Consider the following 20992-nt stretch of genomic DNA (forward strand, 5'->3'; position numbering starts at 1 on the left):
GATGACGGAGGGAGTTTAATCCTCTTCCTGCTCCACTTCCGCGCTCTCATCCACATGATCCAGCTCCACGGCGGAGGCTTCCACGTCGGCAGGGGCGATGTCCGGGGCGATCACGCCGTCACCGTTCAGATCCTGACCGGTCAGGGATTCCAGCATGGACTGGGTCTCGGGGTGGAGCTTGGCAAAGCGGCGGATGGCCAGCACGGTGTACAGGGCACTGAGCAGGTTGATGGCACCCTCGATGATGAGGATGATGCCAATGGCCATGACCAGCGTCTCCATGGTGCCGAAGGGGTTCAGGATCATCACCACGCCCAGCACCACGCTGAGCACCGGCAGCAGAAGGAAGCCCTTCCAGCTGGGGTACTCACAGCGGCGCAGGTCCAGAGCGTTCTGGATGCGGCCCAGACTGTCGAAGATGACGAACAGGCCGAACACGATGGGCAGGATGCGCACCACGATGTCGCTGCGGAGGATCAGGAACGCGCCCAGGCCCAGGCAGATGATGCCCGAGATGAGGGTGAGCTGGCTCTGAAAGATGCCGCGCTCCACGGCAAAGTAGCGCACCAGCTGAACGGCGGCGCACACCAGCACCACGCCGCCCAGGGCGTAGCAGACCACGTTGAGGGCGGTGGAGGGCCGCATGAGCAGGAAGATGCCCAGCCCCAGGTAGAGCACGCTCATCAGGATCAGATTCCATTTCAACTTCTTTGCCATAAGAGGTCACGTTCCTTTCTTGTGCCGGACGGGTTTTGAAACGGTTTACTGTGCAGCGGCAGCGTTGTCGTACATGGGCTCGATGATCTTCTTGTCCAGGCGGGCAAAGAACACAAAGCTCAGGGTCACACTGACCAGCTCTGCAATGACGAAGGACCACCACACCATATTCACGTTGCCGGTCTTACTCAGCAGCCAGGCGGCGGGCAGCAGGACCACCAGCTGGCGGCAGACCGAGATGATCAGGCTGAACATGCCGTTGCCCAGCGCCTGGAAGGTGGAGGACAGGATGATGCTCATGCCGGCCAGCAGGAAGTGGAAGCAGATGATGCGCAGGGCAGGCTTGCCGATGGCCAGCATGGCCTCGCTGGCGGAGAACAGGCCCAGCAGCTTGTCGGGCAGGAACTGGAACAGCAGGAAGCCGACCAGCATGATGGCCTCGGAATAGAACATGGCGCACTTGATGGTCTTTTTGACGCGGTCGGGCTTGCGGGCACCGTAGTTGTAGCCGATGATAGGCACCATGCCGTTGTTCATGCCGAAGATGGGCATGAACACGAAGCTCTGCAGCTTGAAGTAAACGCCGAACACGGCCACGGCGGTGGCGGTAAAGGCCATCAGGATCTGGTTCATCAGGAAGGTCATCACGCTGCCCACGCACTGCATGGCGATGCTGGGCAGGCCGACAACGTAGATCCGTTTGATGGCTTCGGCGCTGGGGCGGAAGCCCTTGAAATCCAGCTGGATATCGGGGTTCTTGCGGAGGTTGAGGTAGAAGGAGACCCCTGCGCCGCAGAACTGGCCGATGACGGTGGCCAAAGCTGCACCGGTGGTGCCGGACAGAGCCTCGCCGCAGTAGCCGAAGATGAAGATGGGGTCAAGGATGATGTTGACGATGGCACCCACCAGCTGGCTGATCATGCTCAGGGTGGTGCGGCTGGTAGCGGCCAGCAGTTTTTCGTTCATCACCTGCATGAACATGCCCAGGCTGAGCACGCAGCAGATGGTCAGGTAGCGGATGCCCTGCTCGGCGATGTCGGCATCGGCAGTCTGGGCGTAGAAGTAGGGGCGCACAACGGTCAGGCCCAGCACCAGAAAGACCAGGTAGCTGCACAGTGCCAGGAACAGGCCGTTCTCGGCGGTCTTGTTGGCGCGGTACTGGTTCTTTTCGCCCAGGCTCTTGGAGAGCAGGGCGTTGACACCCACGCCGGTGCCGATGCCCACGGCGAACATCATGTTCTGCAGCGAAAAGGCCAGAGAGACGGCGGTCAGAGCGTTCTCACTGACACGGGCGACAAAGATCGAGTCCACCACGTTGTACAGTGCCTGCACCAGCATGGAGATCATCATCGGGATGCTGAGCTTGATCAGCAGCGGGTTGACATCCATGGTGCCCATGATGTTTTCGGGTTCGGAAAGATTGAGCTGTTTGTTTTCCACGATTTCTCCTTTTGACGTTGAATGATAGACGAGGGTTTATGCTTGAACAGGAGGGCGTTGCCGTTGCCCAAAACGTGGGCAGAGCACAAAAGCACCCTACCCACGAAGCAGCATTGTTTTTTGGGCCGTCCGGCCCGGCGGGGATCACTCAGCCATGGTCTTTTCCTTGGCGGCGACAGCGTCCAGGATCATCTTGACGCAGGTCTCGCGGCCCAGGGCGGCGTTGATGGCCAGATCATAGTTGTGGGCATCGCCCCAGCGGTTCTGGGTGTAGTAGTTGTAGTAGGCAGCACGGTTGCGGTCGGTCTTTTCGATCTCTTCCTTGATGCCCTTCTCATCGTGTGCTTTGACCAACGGGTCGGTCTTGGCCAGCTCACGCCGCCATTCCACCGGTGCGTAGATGAACACGCGCAGCACATCCTTGCGCTCCCGCAGCACATAGTCACCGCAGCGGCCCAGAATGACGCAGGGGCCTTCCTCGGCCAGCTGCTTGATGATGCGGCTCTGCAGGATGAACACCTGATCACCCAGCGGGAGCTCGTTGCCCATGGTATACAGGCTGTACAGCAGGCTGTGGGTGCGGCGTTTTTCGCTGGCGGCTACGGCTTCCTCCGAGAGGCCGGAGTGCTTTGCGGCCATGGTGATCAGCTCCTTGTCGTAGAGCTTGATGCCCAGTGCGTTTGCAACATCCTCTGCGATGTAGTTGCCGCCGGTGCAGTACTCACGTCCAATGGTGATGATCGTTTTTGCCATAATGTGTTCCTCCCTATGTTGTGGTTTCTATCCCGAAAAGCGCTTTGCGCTGCCGGCTCAGAGGCCGGGCTGCACGGTGCTTGGGTCCTGTTGGGGTGCGGCAGGCTCTGCCGCGGGCTTGGGGGGCGCGGGGAGACGGACTTCCGCCACCCGCATCCGCCCGGTCTGGTCCACCGCGTACACGCTGCAGCGGCCGCCTGCGGCCAGCTGTTCGGGCGGGAAGAGCAGCCCGCCCTCGGGCGTGCGCTCCATCCGGCGGAAGGTGCGGTGGGCGGTGGTGGCGTGGGCCACGCCATCGTGGACGGCATAAGCCGCCCAGCCGGAAAAATCCTCCGGCAGCGGGTCCTGCTGGCCCCGCTGCTCAAAGAAATAGCTGCCATCCTCGGCGCGGGTCAGGTCGCATCGCACCCGGTTGGGCAGGTCGGCGGCCACTTCCCGCAGCTTGGGCCGCAGGGCAATGGCCCGGCCCGTGAAGTATCGCATAAAATCCGACAGCGCCATGGTGCAGTTCACGGCACCGTCGCTGTCGGCAGTGGGGTCGTTCAGCAGCACGAAATCTGCCAGAACGGCATCATCGTGCCCAAAGCCCCGCAGGCCCATCCAGACCCCCACGGGGTCCCGCTGGCCCCGGATGCGGCGCTCCACCCGGACTGCGATGGAGCAGTCATCGTGGATCTGGGCGCGCAGGTCGGCCAGATCCATCCAGGCCTGCCAGCAGGGGTAGCCGCAGCAGCCCGCCGCCGCAGCCGCAAAGGCGGCGTTGCCGGTGGAGCTGGTGGCTTTGTCCTCCATGGCGTAGGCAACTTCTTCGGGCAGGATATCCTCGCCGTAGCGGTTCATCAGGGCCGCCATCACAAGGGGCAGGTCCATCTCACGGCCAAAGCTGGGGTCGTGGGCGCTCAGACAATATTCCGGCAGGTAGAGCCGCCGGTTCAGCGGGTGGCCGTTGTGCTTCTCCCAGGCAAGGGGGCGTGCGGCGGCGGCCAGCAGCCGGACAGCCGGGGTTGCCTTGTCATCGTTGGTGGAAAGGTTCACCTGCAGCTGGATGCCGGTGCCGCCGCCCGGTGTGGCAACGGTGACGGTGTCCCCCATCAGGAACACCAGCCCGTCCTCGCTCTGGGCTTTGATGCTGCAGCGAGGGTAATCCGGTGCCCACTTGCCAAAGCTGAGCCAGCCGGTCCAGGTGTTCCCGGCATAGACCCGGCAGCGCACCTCGACCATGGTGTTGTGGGGGGCGCTGGCGTTCCAGCTGACATTCAGGTTGCAGAAGGCCGGCATGGCGAACTCCGGGGTGGTATAGCTGCCGTAGGGCAGATAGCGGCCGGCGGAGGAATCCAGCACCACCGCGCCGCTTTCCAGCGCCACATTGTCCAGTGCGCCCCGGGAGAAGGTCTCGGTGCCGTGCAGCACCAGATTGTTCCGTTGTTCCATCCGCACTTCTCTCCTTTGCGCGCTGTGGACGGCGCAGTGTTATTCTTCGGGGGTGTCCTGGCCGCGCTCGGCGCGCAGCTCCTTTTCCAGCTGGGCATCGTGGAGCTTCTGGATGCTCTCCTCAATGTGGAACACCCGGTTCAGGTCGCCGTAGACGATCTGGCAGCAGATCTCGCACTGGAACCAGAAGCCGAACACCAGCATTAGCAGCAGGCCCAGCGGCATGCACAGGATCACCAGGCCCCAGAACAGGATGGTGACCAGCGCTGCGGCCAGCGCGTGGGGCAGGAACGCGATCATGCAGTTCAGGCTGTTTTTCAGCGTCAGGCGCAGGGGCTGATCCAGCAGCACGATCTGGGGCCACATGTAGGAAAACAGCATGTGGAACAGCACAAGGTTCAGCACCGTGGCCACCCACATGGGAACGCCCACGTTGGTGCCGTGGTACAGCATGTTGAAGCAGAAATAGACCAGGAAGATCTGCACCGTGACGACCACGCAGTACAGGATGCCGGGCAGGATGCTGGCCTTGAAGTTCTGCCGGAAGGCCCGGCGGTAGGTTGTCCACCAGTAACCGGCCTCGTCACGCAGGGCGCGCAGCACCGTATCATATACGCCGGCCAGCGCGGGGCCTGCAAGGATGCCGCCCGCAATGGCGCTGACGATCATCACGGTCAGGTTGTTCATCAGGAAGCCGATGTACACCAGGCAGATCACCGGCAGAAAGCCGATGCAGGTGAGCAGGTTTGCAAGGAACATGCTGCTCATATCGCGGCCCACCAGCTCAAAAAAGCGGCCTATGCCCGTTTTGCGGGGCGTGTCCTTTTCAACGCCCGGCCCGTCCTTGAAATCTTTAGAAGAAGGAAATAAACCCATTTGTTCCGGAATACCTCTCTTTTGTAATGGGCAGCAATGCCATTGTGCTACCTTTCTGCTTATAAATATACCCGGATTTTGTGGATTTTGCAAGCTAAAAAGCACGTATTTGTAAAAAAAGTGTGTTCTCTCCCATTTTGTCCCAAAGTATGTTACAATGATACTGGCCTTTTTGGCCGGAAGGAGGAAAGGAATTTGAGCATTTTACGCACCATTGCGTTATTCGTTTATCTGTTTGGCTATATGATCGTGCACTATGCCACCCTGCGCCGGGCCGAGCGTGCCCTGGCTGCCGGGGATCTGGACACGGTGGAGCAGATCGTCAAGGCCAACATCCCCCGTTGGAGCCGGGGCATCCTGCGTGTTACGGGGGCCCGGATGACGGTGGAAGGGCAGAAGAATATCCCGGCGGGGCCCTGCGTGTTCGTGGGCAACCACCGCAGCTACTATGATATCCCCATCCTGCTGACCGCGCTGGACGCGCCCCACGGCATTCTGGCAAAGGAGGAGCTGGAAAAGATCCCCCTGCTCAACCGCTGGATGAAGCTGCTGGGCTGTGTGTTCGTCAAGCGGGATGACATCCGCGCTTCCGTCAAGGCCCTGAACGATGCCACCGCCATCGTGGAGAGCGGCCGGAGCTTCGTCATCTTCCCCGAGGGCACCCGCTACAAGGGCGAAGAGGGCGGCGCGGGCGAGTTCAAGGCCGGTGCCTTCCGCATTGCCATCAAGACGGGGGTGCCCGTGGTGCCGGTGGCCATCTCCGGTGCGCGGGGCCTGTTTGAGGGCCACGGCCTGCGGGCCACGCCCGGCGATATCCGGGTGCGCATCCTGCCCGCCATCCAGACCGCAGGCATGAGCAAGGCGGAACAGAAGCAGCTGCCCGATGCCGTGCGCCAGACCATTCTGGCCCAACTGTAAGGAGAACTATGGCAAGCTATCGTTACGAGCGGGACATCGACCCCGCAGACCTTGCCCCGCGGGCGGAAAAACAGTATACCCGCAAAGAGCGCTGGGCCAACTGGTGGGATTATAACCTCAAGTGGGTCCTCCTGATCGGCATTGCAGCGGCCTTTGTGGCTTACAGCTTCATCGGGCAGTATTTCTTTACCACCAAGCCCGATTATAATGTGGCAGCGGTGGCCCCCTACTACCTGCCGGATGACACCGTGACCGCCCTGCAGGAGCAGCTGGCCCGGTACGGCGAGGACCTGAACGGCGACGGCAAAACGGTCGTGACCCTGAATGTCTACACGCTGGATTATTCTGCCGGGGATACCCAGACCGAGAGCGATGCCTACCTGACCATGGCGGGCACCACCAAGCTGGCCACAGATGTGGCGGGCGGCCTGAGTTCGGTGTTCCTGCTGTATGACCCGGCAGGCTTTCAGGAGAGCACCGGCTCCCTGCGGTATCTGGACGGCACCCTGCCCGAAGCCGGAAGCGACAGCGACTGGTGGAACATGGTCTACCGCTGGACGGACTGCCCGGTGCTGACCGGGCTGGACCTGGGCGAGTACCGCGCCGACACCACCCACGCCCAGGGCGGCGACAGCCAGACCTATCTTGCGGATTTCTACGTCGGGATGCGCGGAGCCTGGAACACCGGCACCGAGGAGAACCTTGCGGGAGGCGAGGAGCTCTGGCAGGCACTGACCGCCGGGGCAGTCTCCACCGTGGAAGCGGAGAGGTGAGCCGATGCGGTTTCGTATCCTGCGCCGGGAAAAAGGCGCGCCCCGCCGCCCGGCCCCCGCGCCGGAACCGCCTGCCGCGGCTGTTCCGCCCCGTGCCGCTGAGCTGGAAAACCCCTATGGGAGATACTATGGAACGGCGCGAAGCCGGGAAGATCTGAAACGCTGAAGAGGTGCTGCCACGGGCGGCACCTCTTCAATTCTATTCGCTTTTTACAGGTGCTAGTTGAAAAGTTGTCCACCCTGAAACCGTGCGCCCTTTGTTGTTTCCGTGTCCGAGTTATGGTATACTAATCCAGTATCACGAAATGCAAAGGATGTGGAATGATGGACGCACTGGAACAGGCCCGCCGGGAGATCGACACGGTGGATGCCCAGCTGGCTGCCCTGTTTGAGCGGCGGATGAAGGCGGTGCTCAGCGTGGCGGAATACAAAAAGGCCCACGGCCTGCCCATCTTTGATGCCGCCCGCGAAAAGGTGGTGCTGGACAAGGCCGAAGCGCGGATCGGGGACCCGGCCCTGCGCCCCTATTACCGGGACCATGTGCAGAACATGATGGACGTGGCCAAGCAGTACGAGGCCGAGGTGCTGGGCCGCAACCGCGCCGCCTATCAGGGCGTGGAAGGTGCTTTTGCCCACATCGCGCTCCGGGCGCTCTTTCCCCATGCCGAGGCTGTGAGCTGCCCCACCTGGGATGAGGTGTTCGATGCCGTGGAAAAGGGCGATGCCGCCCACGGCGTGGTGCCCTTTGAGAACAGCCACGCGGGGGATGTGTCGGCGGTGCTGGACCTGTGCTATAACCACCCCGGGTTGTGGGTGGTGGATGTCTACGACCTGCCCATCTCCCAGAACCTGCTGGTGCTGCCCGGCACCCAGCTTTCCGACCTGACCCGTGTGTACAGCCACCAGCAGGCCATTGCCCAGAGCGAGACCTTCCTGAAGCAGTTCGGCCTGCCCGCCACGGCCATGCCCAACACGGCCATGGCGGCAAAGTTCGTGGCGGAGAGCGGCGACCGGACCAAGGCGGCCATTGCCAGTGTGGAAACTGCCGCCCTGTACGGGCTGGAGGTGCTGGTGCCCAGCATCAACACTGACGGCGACAACACCACCCGCTTCATCGTCCTCAGCCGCGAAAAGCCCACGGCGGGCAACCGGTTCTCCCTGCTGTTTACGCTGGACAACAAGCCCGGCAAGCTGGCCGAGGTCATTCAGGTCATCGGTGCCAGCGGCTACGATATGGAGTCCATCAAGAGCCGCCCGCTGCCCCACGTTCCCTTTGATTATTATTTTTATGTCGAGCTGGTGGGAGACCCCGCCGCCGAAAAGACCGCCGCGCTGCTGCGCGAGCTGAATCATGTCTGCCGCACGGTACGGCTGTTAGGAGTGTATACGAAATGAGCGATTTCATCGGGACAAAGCTCACCATGAATCTGGGCGAGCGCAGTTATGATATCATCCTGAAAAACGGTGCACTGGAAAATCTGTACCAGTTTGCCCGGCTGGACCGCAAGGTGGCCGTTGTCACCGACAGCGGCGTGCCTGCCGAATATGCCCAGCGCGTGGCCGACCAGTGCCGGGAATCCACCATCATCACGGTGCCGCAGGGCGAGGCCAGCAAGAGCTTCAAGATCCTGGAAACGGTGCTCCGGCAGATGCTGGAGTTCAACATGGGCCGCGGCGACCTGGTGGTGGCCGTGGGCGGCGGCGTGGTCGGTGATCTGGCCGGATTTGCCGCTGCCACCTACATGCGGGGCATCGATTTCATCAACTGCCCCACCACTACCCTTTCCATGATCGATTCCTCCATCGGCGGCAAGACCGCTGTGGATCTGGGTGATACCAAAAACATCGTGGGCGCGTTCTGGCAGCCCAAGCTGGTCATCGTGGACCCGGCCACCCTTTCCACCCTGCCCCGCCGCCACTACATCAACGGTCTGGCAGAGGCGGTCAAGGCGGGCCTGCTGGCCGACCCCGAGCTGTTCGCCATCTTTGAAAAGGGCGACATCGACACCCAGATCAGCGAGATCATCTACCGCAGCCTGCGGTTCAAGAAGAACGTTGTGGAGCAGGATGAGACCGAGCGCGGGATGCGCAAGGCCCTGAACTTCGGCCACACCATCGGTCACGGCATCGAGGCTGTCAAGGGCATCAAGGGCCGCCGCACCGTGGGCCTGTTCCACGGCGAGTGCGTGGCGCTGGGCATGCTGCCCATGATCGAATCCAAGGCGCTGCAGAAGCGGGTGCGGGCGGTCTACCGCCGCATCGGCCTGCCCACCCGCACCACCTATAACAAGGAAAAGGTGCTGGCCGAGATGCTGCACGATAAAAAGGCCCAGGGCGGCCAGATTACGGTGATCAAGGTGCCGGGTCTGGGCTGCTGGCGGGCCGAGACCATCCCCGTGGAGGGCCTGCGCCCCCTGCTGGGTGTGGAGGAGTAAGCCATGAAAAACACCTTTGGCAGCGACCTTTCGCTGACCATTTTTGGCGAGAGCCACGGCAGGGCCATCGGCGCGGTGCTGGACGGCATGGCGGCGGGCGTGCCTGTGGACGAAGCCTTTCTTGCTGCCTGCATGGACAAGCGCCGTGCCCGGGGCGACGGCCTTTCCACTCCCCGTGTGGAGGGGGATGCGGTGCAGTTTTTGTCCGGCGTGGTCAACGGCCGCACCACCGGCACCGCCATTGCTCTGATGATCGAAAACCAGAACACCCGCAGCGGCGACTATGCCAAAACGGCTGACCTGCTGCGGCCCGGCCATGCGGATTACACCGCCTACGCCAAGTACCACGGCTATCAGGATGCCCGGGGCGGCGGCCACTTTTCGGGCCGCGTCACCGCCGCGCTGGTGGCGGGCGGCGCTCTGGTGCTGGGCGCTCTGAACCGGGCCGGGATCGAGATCGTGACGCACATCGGGCGGTGTGCCGGGATCAGCGATGCCCCCTTTGCGCTGGATGATCCCGCCGCGCTGGCGGCGCAGGCCGAGGCACTGCTGAACAAGTTCGAGGGCTTTGCCCTGTTGGACGGCAGTGTGGAGGAACCCATGAAAGCTGCCATCCGTGCCGCCGGTTCCGAGGGCGACAGTGTGGGCGGCGTGCTGGAGACCGCCATTCTGGGCCTGCCCGCAGGCGTGGGCGAACCCTATTTTGACAGCGTGGAGAGCAAGCTCGCTCACCTGGCTTTCTCCATCCCGGCGGTCAAGGGCATCGAGTTCGGTTCCGGCTTCGGCTTTGCGGACCAGAAGGGCTCGGAGGCCAACGATGCCTTCCGGATGCAGGGGGAGCGCATCGTCACCGCCACCAACCACAATGCGGGCCTGAACGGCGGCATCTCCAACGGGATGCCCGTGGTGTTCCGCACGGCGGTCAAGCCTACCCCCAGCATCTACAAAACGCAGGACACGGTGGATTATATCGCAAAGAAGGACGCGGAGCTGTCCATTCAGGGCCGCCACGACCCCTGCATCGTGCCCCGGGCCGCCATTGTGCAGACCTGCGCCGCCGCGCTGGCCGTGGGCGACCTGCTCACCGCAAAATACGGCATGGCCTGGATGGAGGACCCCACCGGCTACCGCAAGGAGGTGCTGTAAATGGAATACGGACTCATCGGCGGGCGGCTGGGCCACTCCTACTCCAAGGTCATCCACGAGATGCTCTGCGGCTACCGGTACGACCTGTGCCCCCTGCCCACGGAAGAGGAAGTCCGGGCCTTTATGACCCGGCGGCAGTTCAGGGCCATCAATGTCACCATCCCCTATAAGCTGGTGGTCATGGAGTACTGCTCCTACATCGACCCCCACGCCAAGGCCATCAACGCCGTGAACACCATCGTCAACAGGAACGGCCTGCTCTACGGCTACAACACCGATTACCCCGGCTTCTCCTACCTGTGCGATGCACACGGTGTGGAGTTCAAGGACAGGACCGTGCTCATTCTGGGCACCGGCGGCACCCACAACACCACCTGGGCCGTGGCCCATGACCGGGGCGCGAAACAGATCTATACCGTCAGCCGCCATCCCGACCCCGAAAAGGGAGAGCTGACTTATGCTCAGGCCCTGACCACCGGGGCGCAGATCATCATCAACACCACGCCGGTGGGCATGTACCCCAATGTGGGCGTGAGCGCCCTGGATATCACCTCCATGCCCGGGCTGGAAGCCGTGATCGATGTCATCTATAATCCCGATAAGACCGAGCTCATCCTCCGGGCCGAGGAGCTGGGGGTGCCCGTTGCCGTCGGCGGTCTGGAAATGCTGGTGGCGCAGGCAGTGTACGCGGCAGAATTTTTCCTCGACCGCAAGTTTGAGGATGCCGGTGCCGAGATCGCCCGTGTGACCAGCGAGCTGCGGCGGGAACAGCTGAACATTGCCCTCATCGGGATGCCCTCCTCGGGCAAATCCACCCTGGGCCGCGCTCTGGCGGAACGGCTGGGCAAGCGGTTCGTGGATCTGGACGAGGAGATCGTCAAGGCCGACGGCCGGAGCATCCCGGACATCTTTGCCGCTGAGGGGGAGGCAGGCTTCCGGAAGCTGGAGGCCGCGCAGACCGCCCGCTTTGCCAGGGAGAACCGGCAGGTCATCTCCTGCGGCGGCGGCGTGGTCAAAGACCCGGCAAACCTCCGGGCGCTCCACGCCAACGGCATCGTGCTCTTTATCGACCGGCCGCTGGAAGATCTGCTGGTGGGCGGCGGAAGGCCCCTTTCCACCAGCCCTGAGGCCCTGAAAACCATGGAAGCCCAGCGCCGCCCGCTCTATCTGGCGGCAGCGGATGCTGTGATCCCCAACAAGACCACCCCTGCGGATGCCGTGACGGCGGCAATGGAGGCGCTGGATGAAATTTTTAGTCATTAACGGTCCCAACCTCAACCTGACCCAGTTCACGGAGCCGGGCATGGAGGGGCAGATCGATTTCAATACACTGCTGGATTATATCGAGGCGGGCTGTGCCCAGATGGATGTTCAGGTGGACTTTTTTCAGTCCAACCACGAGGGTGACCTCATCGATGAGATCCAGTCGGCGGCAGGCCGGGCCGATGGCATCATCCTCAACCCGGGCGGCTACGCCTATTACAGCGTGGCCATTCTGGAAGCGCTGCAGGTGTGCGGCGTGCCCGCCGTGGAAGTGATGCTGGCCGACCCCAGCGGCAAGGAGCCCTTCCGCAGCGTGGATGTGGTCTCCTTTGGCTGTCAGGGCCGTTTTGCAGGCGAGGGGGTCAGCGGATATCTCCATGCCTGCGCCTACCTTGTGCAGCTGCTCCGGCTGGATGGCGGCGCACAGACGCACCTGGTGCAGTAACAACCCTCTCAGTCTCGCATTCGCTCGCCAGCTCCCCCGAAGGGGGAGCCCTTGGCAAGTAGGGCAGGCTGTGCAGCAAAACTGAAAGCATAGAGACAAAACAGAAGGGAAAAGAAACAAGATGATCATTTCGACCAAAAAAGGCACCCCCAAGGAAGAGCTGGAAAAGATCGTAGACAAATTCGAGAAGCAGGGCCTGGATGTGACCCTGATCACCGGCAAGGATTACAATGTGTTCGGTCTGGTGGGCGATACCACCAAGATCGATGAGCGCGACGTGCTGGCCAACCCCTGGATCGACAACGTCACCCGCGTGTCCGCCCCCTATAAGCGGGCCAACCGCCTGTTCCACCCCGCCGATTCCATCATCGACTGCGGCGGCGTGAAGATCGGCAGGGGCGAGAAGATCGCCGTGATGGCAGGCCCCTGCAGCATTGAGGGCGAGGAGCAGGCACTGCGCATTGCCAACGGCGTAAAGGCGGGCGGTGCAAGCCTGTTCCGCGGCGGCGCTTATAAGCCCCGCACCTCTCCCTACTCCTTCCAGGGTCTGGAGACCGAGGGCATCCTCGATATGGTCAAGGCACGGGAGGCCACCGGAATGCCCATCGTGTCCGAGCTGATGAGCGAGGACCGGATCCCGGAGTTTGAGGAATATGTGGACGTGGTACAGATCGGTGCCCGCAACATGCAGAATTTCCAGCTGCTCAAGGCCGTGGGTAAGATGCACAAGCCTGTTCTGCTCAAGCGCGGCCTGTGCAACACCATCGAGGAGTGGATCATGTCCGCAGAGTATATCATGGCCGGCGGCAACGAGCAGGTCATTCTCTGCGAGCGGGGCATCCGCACCTTTGAGAAGTACACCCGCAACACCCTCGACCTCTCCGCTGTGCCTATCATCCACGAAAAGACCCATCTGCCCATCATCGTGGACCCCAGCCACGCCACCGGCAAGGCCAATCTGGTTGAGCCGATGATGATCGCCGCTGTGGCCGCCGGTGCCGACGGTCTGGAGGTGGAAGTCCACTATGATCCCCGCCACGCATGGAGCGATGGCGCACAGTGCCTGACCCCGGATGCCTTTGCACAGGCCATGGCAAAGTGCCGTCAGGTCGCATGGGCCATTGGCCGGGATATGTAAGATGGATGTGGTGGTAAAACGCGCCCGCGCAGTGGCGGGCAGGATCGCCGCGCCGCCCAGCAAAAGCATGGCTCACCGGGCGGTGCTCTGCGCGGCGCTGGCAAAGGGAACCTCCCATCTCCATCATCTTGCTTTCAGCAAGGATATCTCCGCCACGCTGGGCGCGGCGGCCCGGCTGTGCGCCCGTGTTACCACCGGTGAAAACGACGCGGTGGTGGAGGGGCTGGGCCGCTTTCTGCCGGTTGATGCCCCCGTGGACTGCTGTGAGAGCGGCAGTACCCTGCGCTTCCTCATCCCACTGGCCGGCCTGACCGGGCAGGAAGTGACTTTTACAGGCCGTGGGCGGCTGATGGAGCGGCCCCAGTCGGTCTACAAAACGCTGTATGAGCAGCAGGGCCTGCGTTTTGAGCAGGGCGCGGACCGCCTGACTGTGGAAGGTGCCCTGACCCCGGGCGAATACGAGCTGGCGGGCAACGTGTCCAGCCAGTTCATCAGCGGGCTGCTGTTTGCCCTGCCCCTGCTGGGCGGCACCAGCGCCCTGCACCTCATCCCGCCCGTGGAGAGCCGGAGCTACATCGATATGACCCGCGCGGTGCAGCACGCCTTTGGCGTGGAGAGCCGCTGGCTGGATGAAAACACGCTGGAAATTCCCGGCGGGCAGCACTATCTTCCCGGTGATTACACCGTGGAGGGCGATTACAGCCAGGCGGCTTTTCCTGCCGTGCTGGGCGCTGTGACCGGCGGTGTGGCCATCACCGGCCTGTCTGAGGAGACCCTGCAGGGCGATGCGGCCATTCTGGAGATCCTCCGGCGGTGCGGCGCAAGATTCACCCGCACCGGGCAGGGCGTGGTGTTTGAAAAGACCCCGCTCCACGGAACGGACATCGACCTTGCCGACTGCCCCGACCTGGGCCCTGTGCTGATGGTGCTGGGCCTGCTGTGTGAGGGAACCACGGTCATCCGCAACGCCGAGCGTCTCCGCATCAAGGAGAGTGACCGCATCGAGGCCATGGAGACCGAGCTGCGGGCCTGCGGTGGGCAGCTGGAGAGCGAGGGCGGCACCATTACCATCCATGGCTGTGCCGGCGCGCTCCATGCCCCGGAGCAGCCGCTTTCCGGCCACAACGACCACCGCGTGGTGATGAGCCTTGCGGTGCTGGCGCTGGCCGCCGGGCTGGCCCTGCCCATCAGCGGGGCCGAGGCCGTTGCCAAGAGCTGGCCGGATTTTCTGGAAGCCATCAAGCCTTTGGGCGCGGAGGTGGAACATGTTGGATAAATCAAAGCGTTATCTCATTGTGGGCCTGGGCCTGCTGGGCGGCAAGTACGCCTTGGAGCTGAGCAGGGCCGGGTTCCATGTGGACGGCATCAACCGCAGCGAGGGCCATCTGCAGTATGCCCTCGACCACGGCTATATCGCCAGCGGCAAGACCCACGATTTTGAGGATCTGGTGCGTCAGGCCGATCATATCATCTTTGGCTTGTACCCCACGGCCCTGATCGAGTGGTTCCGGACCTATGGCCACCTGCTGAAGGAGGGCTGCATCTTTACCGATGTGTCGGGCGTAAAGACCGGTCTGGTGGAGCCGATCCAGGCCATGTGCAGGCCGGGCGTGGAGTTCATTGCCAGCCACCCCATGGCGGGCCGTGAGACCTCCAGCGTGGAGCACGCCGCCGAGGTGAATTTTGCCCCGGCCAACTTCATTGTGACCCCCACGGAAAAGAACACCCCGGAGGCCATTCAGTGGGCCAGGGAGCTGGCCGAAGTGCTGGGCTTCAAGCATATCTGCACCCTGACCGTGCAGGAGCATGACAGGATGATCGGCTATGTCAGCCAGCTCTGCCATGCCATCGCCGTCAGCCTGATGTGCGCCAACGACAATACCTCGCTGTGCGAGTACACCGGCGATTCCTTCCGGGACCTGACCCGCATTGCACGCATCAACGATAAGATGTGGGCGGAGCTGTTCCTCTGGAACAAGGAAAACCTCATCTCCGAGATCGACCAGTTCAGCGGGGCGCTGAACGAGATGCGCAACGCCCTTGTGGCCGATGACCGGGAAAAGCTGGAGGAGATGTTCCGCCTGTCCACCCAGCGCCGCGCGGCGTTTGATAAGAAAGCGCCGTAACCTTTTCAGCACACAGCACTGCTGTTTTTTCTGGCTCCCCTGCTGGGGAGCTGGAATCGAGACTGAGAGGTTTGGCACAACACGAAAAAATGAGGTGTACCGAATGCCCAAACAGGAAGGCCAGAAATCCAAGCTGCTGGCGCTATTGCGCATTTTTGAGCAGCAGACCGATGAAAACCACCTGCTGAACGTGCCGCAGCTGGTGGAGCTGCTGGAGGCGCAGGGCATCCGCTGCGAGCGCAAGAGCGTGTACAGCGATATTGAGGCACTGGGTGCGCTGGGCTATGACATCAAGCTGCGCCGGGGCCGGGGCGGCGGGTATTTCCTTGCCAGCCGCACCTTTGATCTGGCGGAGCTCAAGCTGCTGGTGGATGCCGTGCAGGCAAGCCGGGTGGTATCCGGCACCACGAGCAGGCGGCTGATCCACAAGCTGGAAAAGCTCTGCTCCAACTACGAGGGCAGCCAGCTGCAGCGTCAGGTCTATGTGGAGGGCCGTCCCAAGACCGACAGCAAGAGCCTGCTGTACAGCATCGATGCCCTGCACGAGGCCATCAACAACGGTAAAATGGTGGAGTTCCTCTACAGAAAAGCCGACAGCCGCGAGAAAGAGAAAAGGACCGTCAGCCCGTGGCAGTTGGCCTGGGAGAACGGGTGTTACTACCTCATTGCCTTTGCCGATGAAAAGGGCATCCGCCATTACCGGGTGGACAAGATGAGCGGGGTCCGGGTGCTGGATGCGCCCCGGCGGGGTCAGGAGCAGTTTGCGGATCTTGACCTGCCTGCCTATCTGCGCAAGCACTTTGGAATGTACGGCGGGCCGGAGCATCGCGTTACCCTGCAGTGCACCGCGGATCTGGAAGGTGCCATGCGGGAGCGCTTTGGCGCAACGCCCGTGTTCCTGCCCGAGGAGAATGGCTGCTTCCATTTCGATGTCCCCATCTGCGTCAGTGACCAGTTCTATGGCTGGGTCTGCGGCTTTGGCGGCAAGATAGAAGTGGTTGCCCCGCCCGAAGTGCGGCAGGGAATGCGGGAGATGACCGCCCGGCTGGCAGAACAGCATCAATAACAAAAAAGGACTGCGAAAGCAGTCCTTTTTTGCGTGTTTACGGTTCTTTCAATTCCAGATCACTGGGCAGGATCAGATCCAGGGCAGCGGCGGGCTCGGCCACAAGGCGGCGGCTCTGGTGGAAGATGGCCTTTTCCAGTGTGTTCCGGGCAAGGCGGCCATTGCCGGCGGTGCGGGCATCGGCTGTCTGCCAGCGGGCATAATAGCCCAGCAGGGGTTCGGTACAGGCTTCGGCCAGGGTGTAGCCCTTGTTTTTGGCAAGGACCTGGGTGATCTGCAGCAGCTCCACGGCGGTGTAGTCCGGGAACTCGATCCGGTTGGGAAAACGGCTGGCAAGGCCGCTGTTGGCGGTGAGGAAGGTCTCCATCTCCCTGGTGTAACCTGCCAGAATGACCACCAGCTCATCCCGATGATCCTCCATCCCCTTCACCAGCGTGTCGATGGCTTCCAGCCCGAAGCTGTCCTGTTCGCCGCGGTAAAGGCTGTATGCCTCGTCAATGAAGAGCACGCCGCCCAGGGCGCTCTCGATGACGCTGTTGGTCAGGGGGGCGGTGTGGCCGGTGTAGCGGCCCACCAGATCGGCACGGGTCACCTCCACCAACTGGCCGCCCTTGAGGGCACCGATGGCTTTCAGGTATTTCGCCACCAGCCGGGCAATGGTGGTCTTGCCGGTGCCGGGGTTTCCGGTGAAGATCATGTGCATCGAAAGGCTGGCAGTCTTGAGCCCGGCGGCGGCCCGGCGCTGCTGCACCTGCAGGTTGTCGGCCAGACCGAACACATATTCCTTGACCGGGGCAAGGCCCACCAGCTCGTTGATCTCGGCGCGGATGGCATCCAGCGCACCGGTGTAGGCGGCGGGCAGCAGGTCGAACAGGGGCTGGTCTGCGTCGTCGTTCAGGCGGAACAGCACCCCTTCCGGCCCGGCGGTCAGGGTCACGGTGCCGGTAAGGGTTTCATCGGTCCGCAGGCAGTATTCGCTCAGGGCGCGGAAGATGCGGTCAGTGCACGCGGAAAGGCCTGCCGCACCCTTCTGTGCGGTGCACTGAGCTGCGACATAGTCCCGCACGTCGGCCCCGGCGGAAAGGGTCAGCCCCAGCCGGGTGCGGATCTTCTGGGCCAGCCCGTTGAGCTGCTGTGCGGCAAGGGCGGCCAGATCCTCCCGGGTGTAGGAGGCCGTCTCGCAGACATCCCCCAGTGCCGACACCAGCGCCGCACCGAATTTGTCAGCCAGTGCCTCCCGGCCCTTGTGGGAGTAGAAGATGAGGTATTTGCCGCAGGGGTCGATACGGCTGACGGCTCCCGGGGCCAGCGCCGTGCCTGCATCCACAAGGATGCCCTCTTTGTTCACGAGATACCGGCTGGACAGGGGGGCGCTGCCCTTGACGGCCAGATCAGACAGGGTCTTCAGAAAGCCGGGATAACAGCTCTCGTAGTGCTCAAAGGCAAGGATCTCCCCGGGTGCGTGCAGGGCGGCGTAGAGGTCCTGCAGGAAGAGCTTCTCGGCTCCGGAATTGGGGTAAAGGGCCAGATCCAGCGTGGCGATCCTGTCGCTCTGCAAAAGACCCCGGGCCGCCATGCAGCGGGCGGTTTCTTCCAGTGCAAAATGCCTGCCTGTGCCTGCCCCGCCTGTGAGCAGAATGACGTTGCGGGCAGCGGGGGCTTCGGTGCCAAGCACAAAGGGGCGGCGCATGGCCCGCACCACGCTGTCCACAAAAGCATCCTGCCCCAGCACCGTCTGCTTGACCTCGGCGGCAAGGCCTTCAAAGCTGCCCAGGTGCTCCGGCTTCACGTCGGTGGTGCCCCTGGCCAGCAGGCCTTCGTCCTCCATGTCCCGCAGCATCTGGCGGCTGCTTTCCAGCGCGGCGGCGGTGGCATCGCTCTGGGTCCTGAGCTGGGCGTTCTGCTGCTTCAACAGCTCGTCCAGCCGTTTCTGCTGTTCCAGAAGCGCCGCGTTCAGGTCAGGCAGGGCGGCGCTGCCGCCTGTTTTGGGTGCAGAAGTGCCGGGGGCGGCCTTGAATCTGCCCCCCGGGCCGAACACGCCGTTCATCAGACTTTCCCAATCATCGGTGTATGCCATAAAACTTCCCTCCGTGCAGTGCTTTTTCTTTCAGTATAGTGGAGTCTGGTACGTTTTGCAAGGAAAGGGTTGAAATAAAGGACAAAGTTCGTTACACTATTGTCAAATGAAAGGATGAATTGCCATGGAGCCAAGAACACCTGCTGAATGGAAGACGCTGTTTGAGAGCGAAGCCTTTGCCCGCCAGACGGAATACTACGGCCCGCTGGGGGTGGAGTATACCCCCGCCGGGACACACCTGCGCCTGTGGGCTCCCACGGCAAAACAGGCAGCAGTGAACCTGTACCGCCGGGGCACCGGCGGGGCCTGTGTGGGCACCCTGCCCCTGCAGCAGCAGGACAAGGGTGTGTGGAGCATCTATCTGCCCGGCGACCAGCACGGAAAATACTACGATTTCACCCTTACCACCCCGTTTGGCACCTGCAATGCAGCGGACCCCTACGCCCGCGCGGCTGGGGTGAACGGGGTGCGCAGCATGATCTTTGACCCGGCCCGGGTAGACCCGCAGGGCTGGGAGCGGGATGTGCGGCCAGTGATCCCACCGGCCCGCCGCAGTGTGTGGGAGGTCAGCGTCCGGGATTTCTCGCAAGACCCGGCCAGCGGTGTGCACACAGCCTGGCGGGGCAAATTTCTGGCCTTTACCCAGCAGGGCACGACCCTGAGCAGCGACGGCATCCACCCTACCTGCCTGAATTACCTCAAACGGCTGGGGGTGAGCTATGTTCAGCTCATGCCAATCTTCGATTTTGGCAGCGTGGATGAGAGCCGCCCCCTGACCCGGCAGTATAACTGGGGCTACGACCCCACCAACTTCAATGTGCCCGATGGCAGCTACTCCACCGACCCCACCCGGGGTGAGGTGCGGGTGCGGGAGTGCAAGCAGATGATCGCGGCCCTCCATGCGGCGGGCATCGGCGTTGTAATGGACGTGGTGTATAACCACATGTACCGCTCCGACAATGTGCTGAACCGGGTGGTGCCCCTCTACTACTTCCGCCAGAACGACGACGGTTCCCTCTCCAACGGCAGCGGCTGCGGCAACGAGTTTGCCTCCGAGCGGCCCATGGCCCGGCGCTATCTCATTGATTCGGTGCTCTACTGGGCACGGGAATATCACATCGACGGCTTCCGGTTTGACCTGATGGGCCTGTATGACGTGGAGACCATGAACCTCCTCCGGGCTGAACTGGACAAACTGCCCGGCGGGCGGGATATCCTGATGTACGGTGAGCCGTGGCAGGGCGGCTGCAGCGCCCTGCACCGGTACGAGGCCAACAAGAACAACCTGAATATGCTGAACGAGCGCATCGGCATCTTTTGCGACAACACCCGGGATGCCATCAAGGGCGGCTGCTTCGATGCCCGGGAGCCGGGCTTTGTGGAGGGCAAGCCCGGGAGTTTCTGGGATATCGGTGCTTCGGTGGCAGCGTGGTGCCGCAGTGAAAAGCTGCCGCCTCACGCCCCGGGGCAGATCATCAGCTACGTTTCGGCCCACGACAACTTCACCCTGTGGGATAAGCTCCTGATGGTGCGCTACGCCCGCCCGGAGTTTGCCGCTGTGGACAAGACCGCGCTGGCCCAGAACCGGCTGGCAGCGGGCATCTACCTGACCAGCATGGGCCTGCCTTTCTGGCAGGCGGGCGAGGAGTTTGCCCGCACCAAGAAGGGGCAGGGCAACAGCTACCGCTCCAGCCCGGCCCTCAACCGGCTGGACTGGCACCGGGCCGAGCAGTTCCACAGCCTTGTGGATTACTACCGCGGGCTCATTGGTCTGCGGGCGGCGTTCCCCCGGCTGGGCGCGCTGGACAAGGCCAGCCCTGCCGCCATCGAGTTCTTCCCGCTGGAACAGCCTCTTGTGGGCTGGCGGCTCCCTGCCCAGTGGGGCGACGGCGCGGCATGGAGCGCCCTGTGCGTCTACTATAACCCCACCGAAACGGCGCAGGTCGTCACCCTGCCCGGCGGCAGCTGGAAGCTGCTGAGCGACGGCATCTCCTCCAGCCTGTGGCGGGGCAGCAGCCGCATCTGCACCGGCCAGACCGTCCTCCTGCCCCTGAGCGCCACCGTGTTCGGGCAGGTATAAAAATACGGTCTGCCGTTGCTTGACAAACCGTTAAAAAATGACTATACTACAAATAGAAAAGGCGCTGGCCCGCAAACGACTAGCTCCTTACCTGGTGATCAAGAAAAATGACCGTTCAAGTTGGGGAACTGTGAGGCGGTCATTTTTTCTTGCGTTTTTTATCGCTTGTGGCGATTTTCCATGTGATCTGAAACGTTACGAAGATGGTTCCGCCGATCAGCGTTAGCAACACTGCAACATCCGAAAAACTCATGGCTCTCACCCCCTTTCTGCCCGTAAGCGTCCGGGGAGTGGCAACTTCTCAAGAA

The 20992-nt window shown here is 62.5% G+C and carries 19 protein-coding genes; 13 read left to right on the top strand and 6 right to left on the bottom strand.

Annotated elements, in window-relative coordinates; translation table 11 throughout:
* Positions 1–15 precede the first annotated feature (15 nt).
* The 5 genes from MTP40_RS00725 to MTP40_RS00745 form a co-directional block, all read right to left on the bottom strand.
* Entirely contained in the window at positions 16–717 is a 702-nt protein-coding gene (locus MTP40_RS00725) for an HdeD family acid-resistance protein (protein ID WP_005928467.1), read from the bottom strand.
* A gap of 45 nt (positions 718–762) precedes the next feature.
* Positions 763–2157 (bottom strand): MATE family efflux transporter, encoded by a 1395-nt coding sequence (locus tag MTP40_RS00730; protein ID WP_249259656.1) that lies wholly within the window; start codon positions 2155–2157, stop codon positions 763–765.
* Positions 2158–2301: 144 nt separating this feature from the next.
* Positions 2302–2910: a cytidylate kinase-like family protein gene (locus MTP40_RS00735; RefSeq protein ID WP_097769755.1), complete on the bottom strand. Its 609-nt coding sequence runs from the start codon at positions 2908–2910 to the stop codon at positions 2302–2304.
* 57 nt (positions 2911–2967) lie between these two features.
* Positions 2968–4341, bottom strand: coding sequence for a hypothetical protein (locus MTP40_RS00740; protein ID WP_249259657.1), 1374 nt, complete (start codon positions 4339–4341; stop codon positions 2968–2970).
* Positions 4342–4380: 39 nt separating this feature from the next.
* Positions 4381–5217 (bottom strand): DUF624 domain-containing protein, encoded by an 837-nt coding sequence (locus MTP40_RS00745; RefSeq protein ID WP_249259658.1) that lies wholly within the window; start codon positions 5215–5217, stop codon positions 4381–4383.
* A gap of 195 nt (positions 5218–5412) precedes the next feature.
* Here MTP40_RS00745 and MTP40_RS00750 point away from each other — a divergent pair, with 195 nt between their 5' ends.
* From MTP40_RS00750 to MTP40_RS00805, 12 genes are all read left to right on the top strand, one after another.
* Positions 5413–6135: a lysophospholipid acyltransferase family protein gene (locus MTP40_RS00750; protein ID WP_154276838.1), complete on the top strand. Its 723-nt coding sequence runs from the start codon at positions 5413–5415 to the stop codon at positions 6133–6135.
* 8 nt (positions 6136–6143) lie between these two features.
* Entirely contained in the window at positions 6144–6908 is a 765-nt protein-coding gene (locus MTP40_RS00755; protein WP_156066348.1) for a hypothetical protein, read from the top strand.
* Between the two features lie 4 nt (positions 6909–6912).
* Entirely contained in the window at positions 6913–7074 is a 162-nt protein-coding gene (locus MTP40_RS00760) for a hypothetical protein (RefSeq protein ID WP_181967289.1), read from the top strand.
* A 158-nt stretch (positions 7075–7232) separates the two neighbouring features.
* Positions 7233–8303 (top strand): chorismate mutase, encoded by a 1071-nt coding sequence (locus tag MTP40_RS00765; RefSeq protein WP_035393171.1) that lies wholly within the window; start codon positions 7233–7235, stop codon positions 8301–8303.
* Entirely contained in the window at positions 8300–9343 is a 1044-nt protein-coding gene (gene aroB, locus MTP40_RS00770) for a 3-dehydroquinate synthase (protein WP_249259659.1), read from the top strand. Before MTP40_RS00765 ends, aroB begins: the two co-directional genes overlap by 4 nt.
* Before the next feature lie 3 nt (positions 9344–9346).
* On the top strand, positions 9347–10489 hold the full coding sequence (gene aroC, locus MTP40_RS00775) for a chorismate synthase (protein WP_249259660.1): 1143 nt from the start codon (positions 9347–9349) through the stop codon (positions 10487–10489).
* Entirely contained in the window at positions 10490–11752 is a 1263-nt protein-coding gene (locus MTP40_RS00780; protein WP_154276841.1) for a shikimate kinase, read from the top strand.
* Positions 11733–12197: a type II 3-dehydroquinate dehydratase gene (locus MTP40_RS00785; protein WP_005928431.1), complete on the top strand. Its 465-nt coding sequence runs from the start codon at positions 11733–11735 to the stop codon at positions 12195–12197. Before MTP40_RS00780 ends, MTP40_RS00785 begins: the two co-directional genes overlap by 20 nt.
* A gap of 121 nt (positions 12198–12318) precedes the next feature.
* The gene (gene aroF / locus MTP40_RS00790) at positions 12319–13335 is read left to right on the top strand and encodes a 3-deoxy-7-phosphoheptulonate synthase (protein WP_005928429.1); all 1017 of its coding nucleotides are present in this window, start codon (positions 12319–12321) and stop codon (positions 13333–13335) included.
* A gap of 1 nt (position 13336) precedes the next feature.
* Positions 13337–14611 carry a 3-phosphoshikimate 1-carboxyvinyltransferase gene (gene aroA / locus MTP40_RS00795; protein WP_249259661.1) on the top strand — a complete coding sequence of 425 codons (1275 nt, stop codon included), beginning with the start codon at positions 13337–13339 and terminating at the stop codon, positions 14609–14611.
* A complete protein-coding gene (locus MTP40_RS00800) occupies positions 14601–15461 on the top strand; it encodes a prephenate dehydrogenase (protein ID WP_097772985.1) in 861 nt (286 codons plus the stop codon). Before aroA ends, MTP40_RS00800 begins: the two co-directional genes overlap by 11 nt.
* A 103-nt stretch (positions 15462–15564) precedes the next feature.
* Positions 15565–16527 (top strand): helix-turn-helix transcriptional regulator, encoded by a 963-nt coding sequence (locus MTP40_RS00805; RefSeq protein ID WP_207684317.1) that lies wholly within the window; start codon positions 15565–15567, stop codon positions 16525–16527.
* Positions 16528–16564: 37 nt separating this feature from the next.
* On the opposite strand, the gene MTP40_RS00810 is transcribed toward MTP40_RS00805, so the two are convergent.
* Entirely contained in the window at positions 16565–18604 is a 2040-nt protein-coding gene (locus tag MTP40_RS00810; protein WP_207684318.1) for an AAA family ATPase, read from the bottom strand.
* 124 nt (positions 18605–18728) lie between these two features.
* On the opposite strand from MTP40_RS00810, the gene pulA reads away from it, so the two are divergent.
* Positions 18729–20684, top strand: a complete 1956-nt coding sequence (pulA, locus tag MTP40_RS00815; protein ID WP_249259662.1) for a type I pullulanase — start codon at positions 18729–18731, stop codon at positions 20682–20684.
* The last annotated feature ends 308 nt before the right edge of the window (positions 20685–20992 follow it).

The organism is Faecalibacterium sp. IP-3-29 (genome assembly GCF_023347335.1).
Classification (GTDB): Bacteria; Bacillota; Clostridia; order Oscillospirales; family Ruminococcaceae; genus Faecalibacterium; species Faecalibacterium duncaniae.

Coding starts and splice junctions, on each gene's coding strand:
- MTP40_RS00725 (WP_005928467.1), bottom strand. CDS start 717: ATGGCAAAGAAGTTGAAATGGAATCTGATCCTGATGAGCGTGCTCTAC.
- MTP40_RS00765 (WP_035393171.1), top strand. CDS start 7,233: ATGGACGCACTGGAACAGGCCCGCCGGGAGATCGACACGGTGGATGCC.
- aroA (WP_249259661.1), top strand. CDS start 13,337: ATGGATGTGGTGGTAAAACGCGCCCGCGCAGTGGCGGGCAGGATCGCC.
- MTP40_RS00745 (WP_249259658.1), bottom strand. CDS start 5,217: ATGGGTTTATTTCCTTCTTCTAAAGATTTCAAGGACGGGCCGGGCGTT.
- MTP40_RS00760 (WP_181967289.1), top strand. CDS start 6,913: ATGCGGTTTCGTATCCTGCGCCGGGAAAAAGGCGCGCCCCGCCGCCCG.
- aroB (WP_249259659.1), top strand. CDS start 8,300: ATGAGCGATTTCATCGGGACAAAGCTCACCATGAATCTGGGCGAGCGC.
- MTP40_RS00785 (WP_005928431.1), top strand. CDS start 11,733: ATGAAATTTTTAGTCATTAACGGTCCCAACCTCAACCTGACCCAGTTC.
- aroF (WP_005928429.1), top strand. CDS start 12,319: ATGATCATTTCGACCAAAAAAGGCACCCCCAAGGAAGAGCTGGAAAAG.
- MTP40_RS00780 (WP_154276841.1), top strand. CDS start 10,490: ATGGAATACGGACTCATCGGCGGGCGGCTGGGCCACTCCTACTCCAAG.
- MTP40_RS00740 (WP_249259657.1), bottom strand. CDS start 4,341: ATGGAACAACGGAACAATCTGGTGCTGCACGGCACCGAGACCTTCTCC.
- MTP40_RS00800 (WP_097772985.1), top strand. CDS start 14,601: ATGTTGGATAAATCAAAGCGTTATCTCATTGTGGGCCTGGGCCTGCTG.
- MTP40_RS00805 (WP_207684317.1), top strand. CDS start 15,565: ATGCCCAAACAGGAAGGCCAGAAATCCAAGCTGCTGGCGCTATTGCGC.
- aroC (WP_249259660.1), top strand. CDS start 9,347: ATGAAAAACACCTTTGGCAGCGACCTTTCGCTGACCATTTTTGGCGAG.
- MTP40_RS00755 (WP_156066348.1), top strand. CDS start 6,144: ATGGCAAGCTATCGTTACGAGCGGGACATCGACCCCGCAGACCTTGCC.
- pulA (WP_249259662.1), top strand. CDS start 18,729: ATGGAGCCAAGAACACCTGCTGAATGGAAGACGCTGTTTGAGAGCGAA.
- MTP40_RS00735 (WP_097769755.1), bottom strand. CDS start 2,910: ATGGCAAAAACGATCATCACCATTGGACGTGAGTACTGCACCGGCGGC.
- MTP40_RS00810 (WP_207684318.1), bottom strand. CDS start 18,604: ATGGCATACACCGATGATTGGGAAAGTCTGATGAACGGCGTGTTCGGC.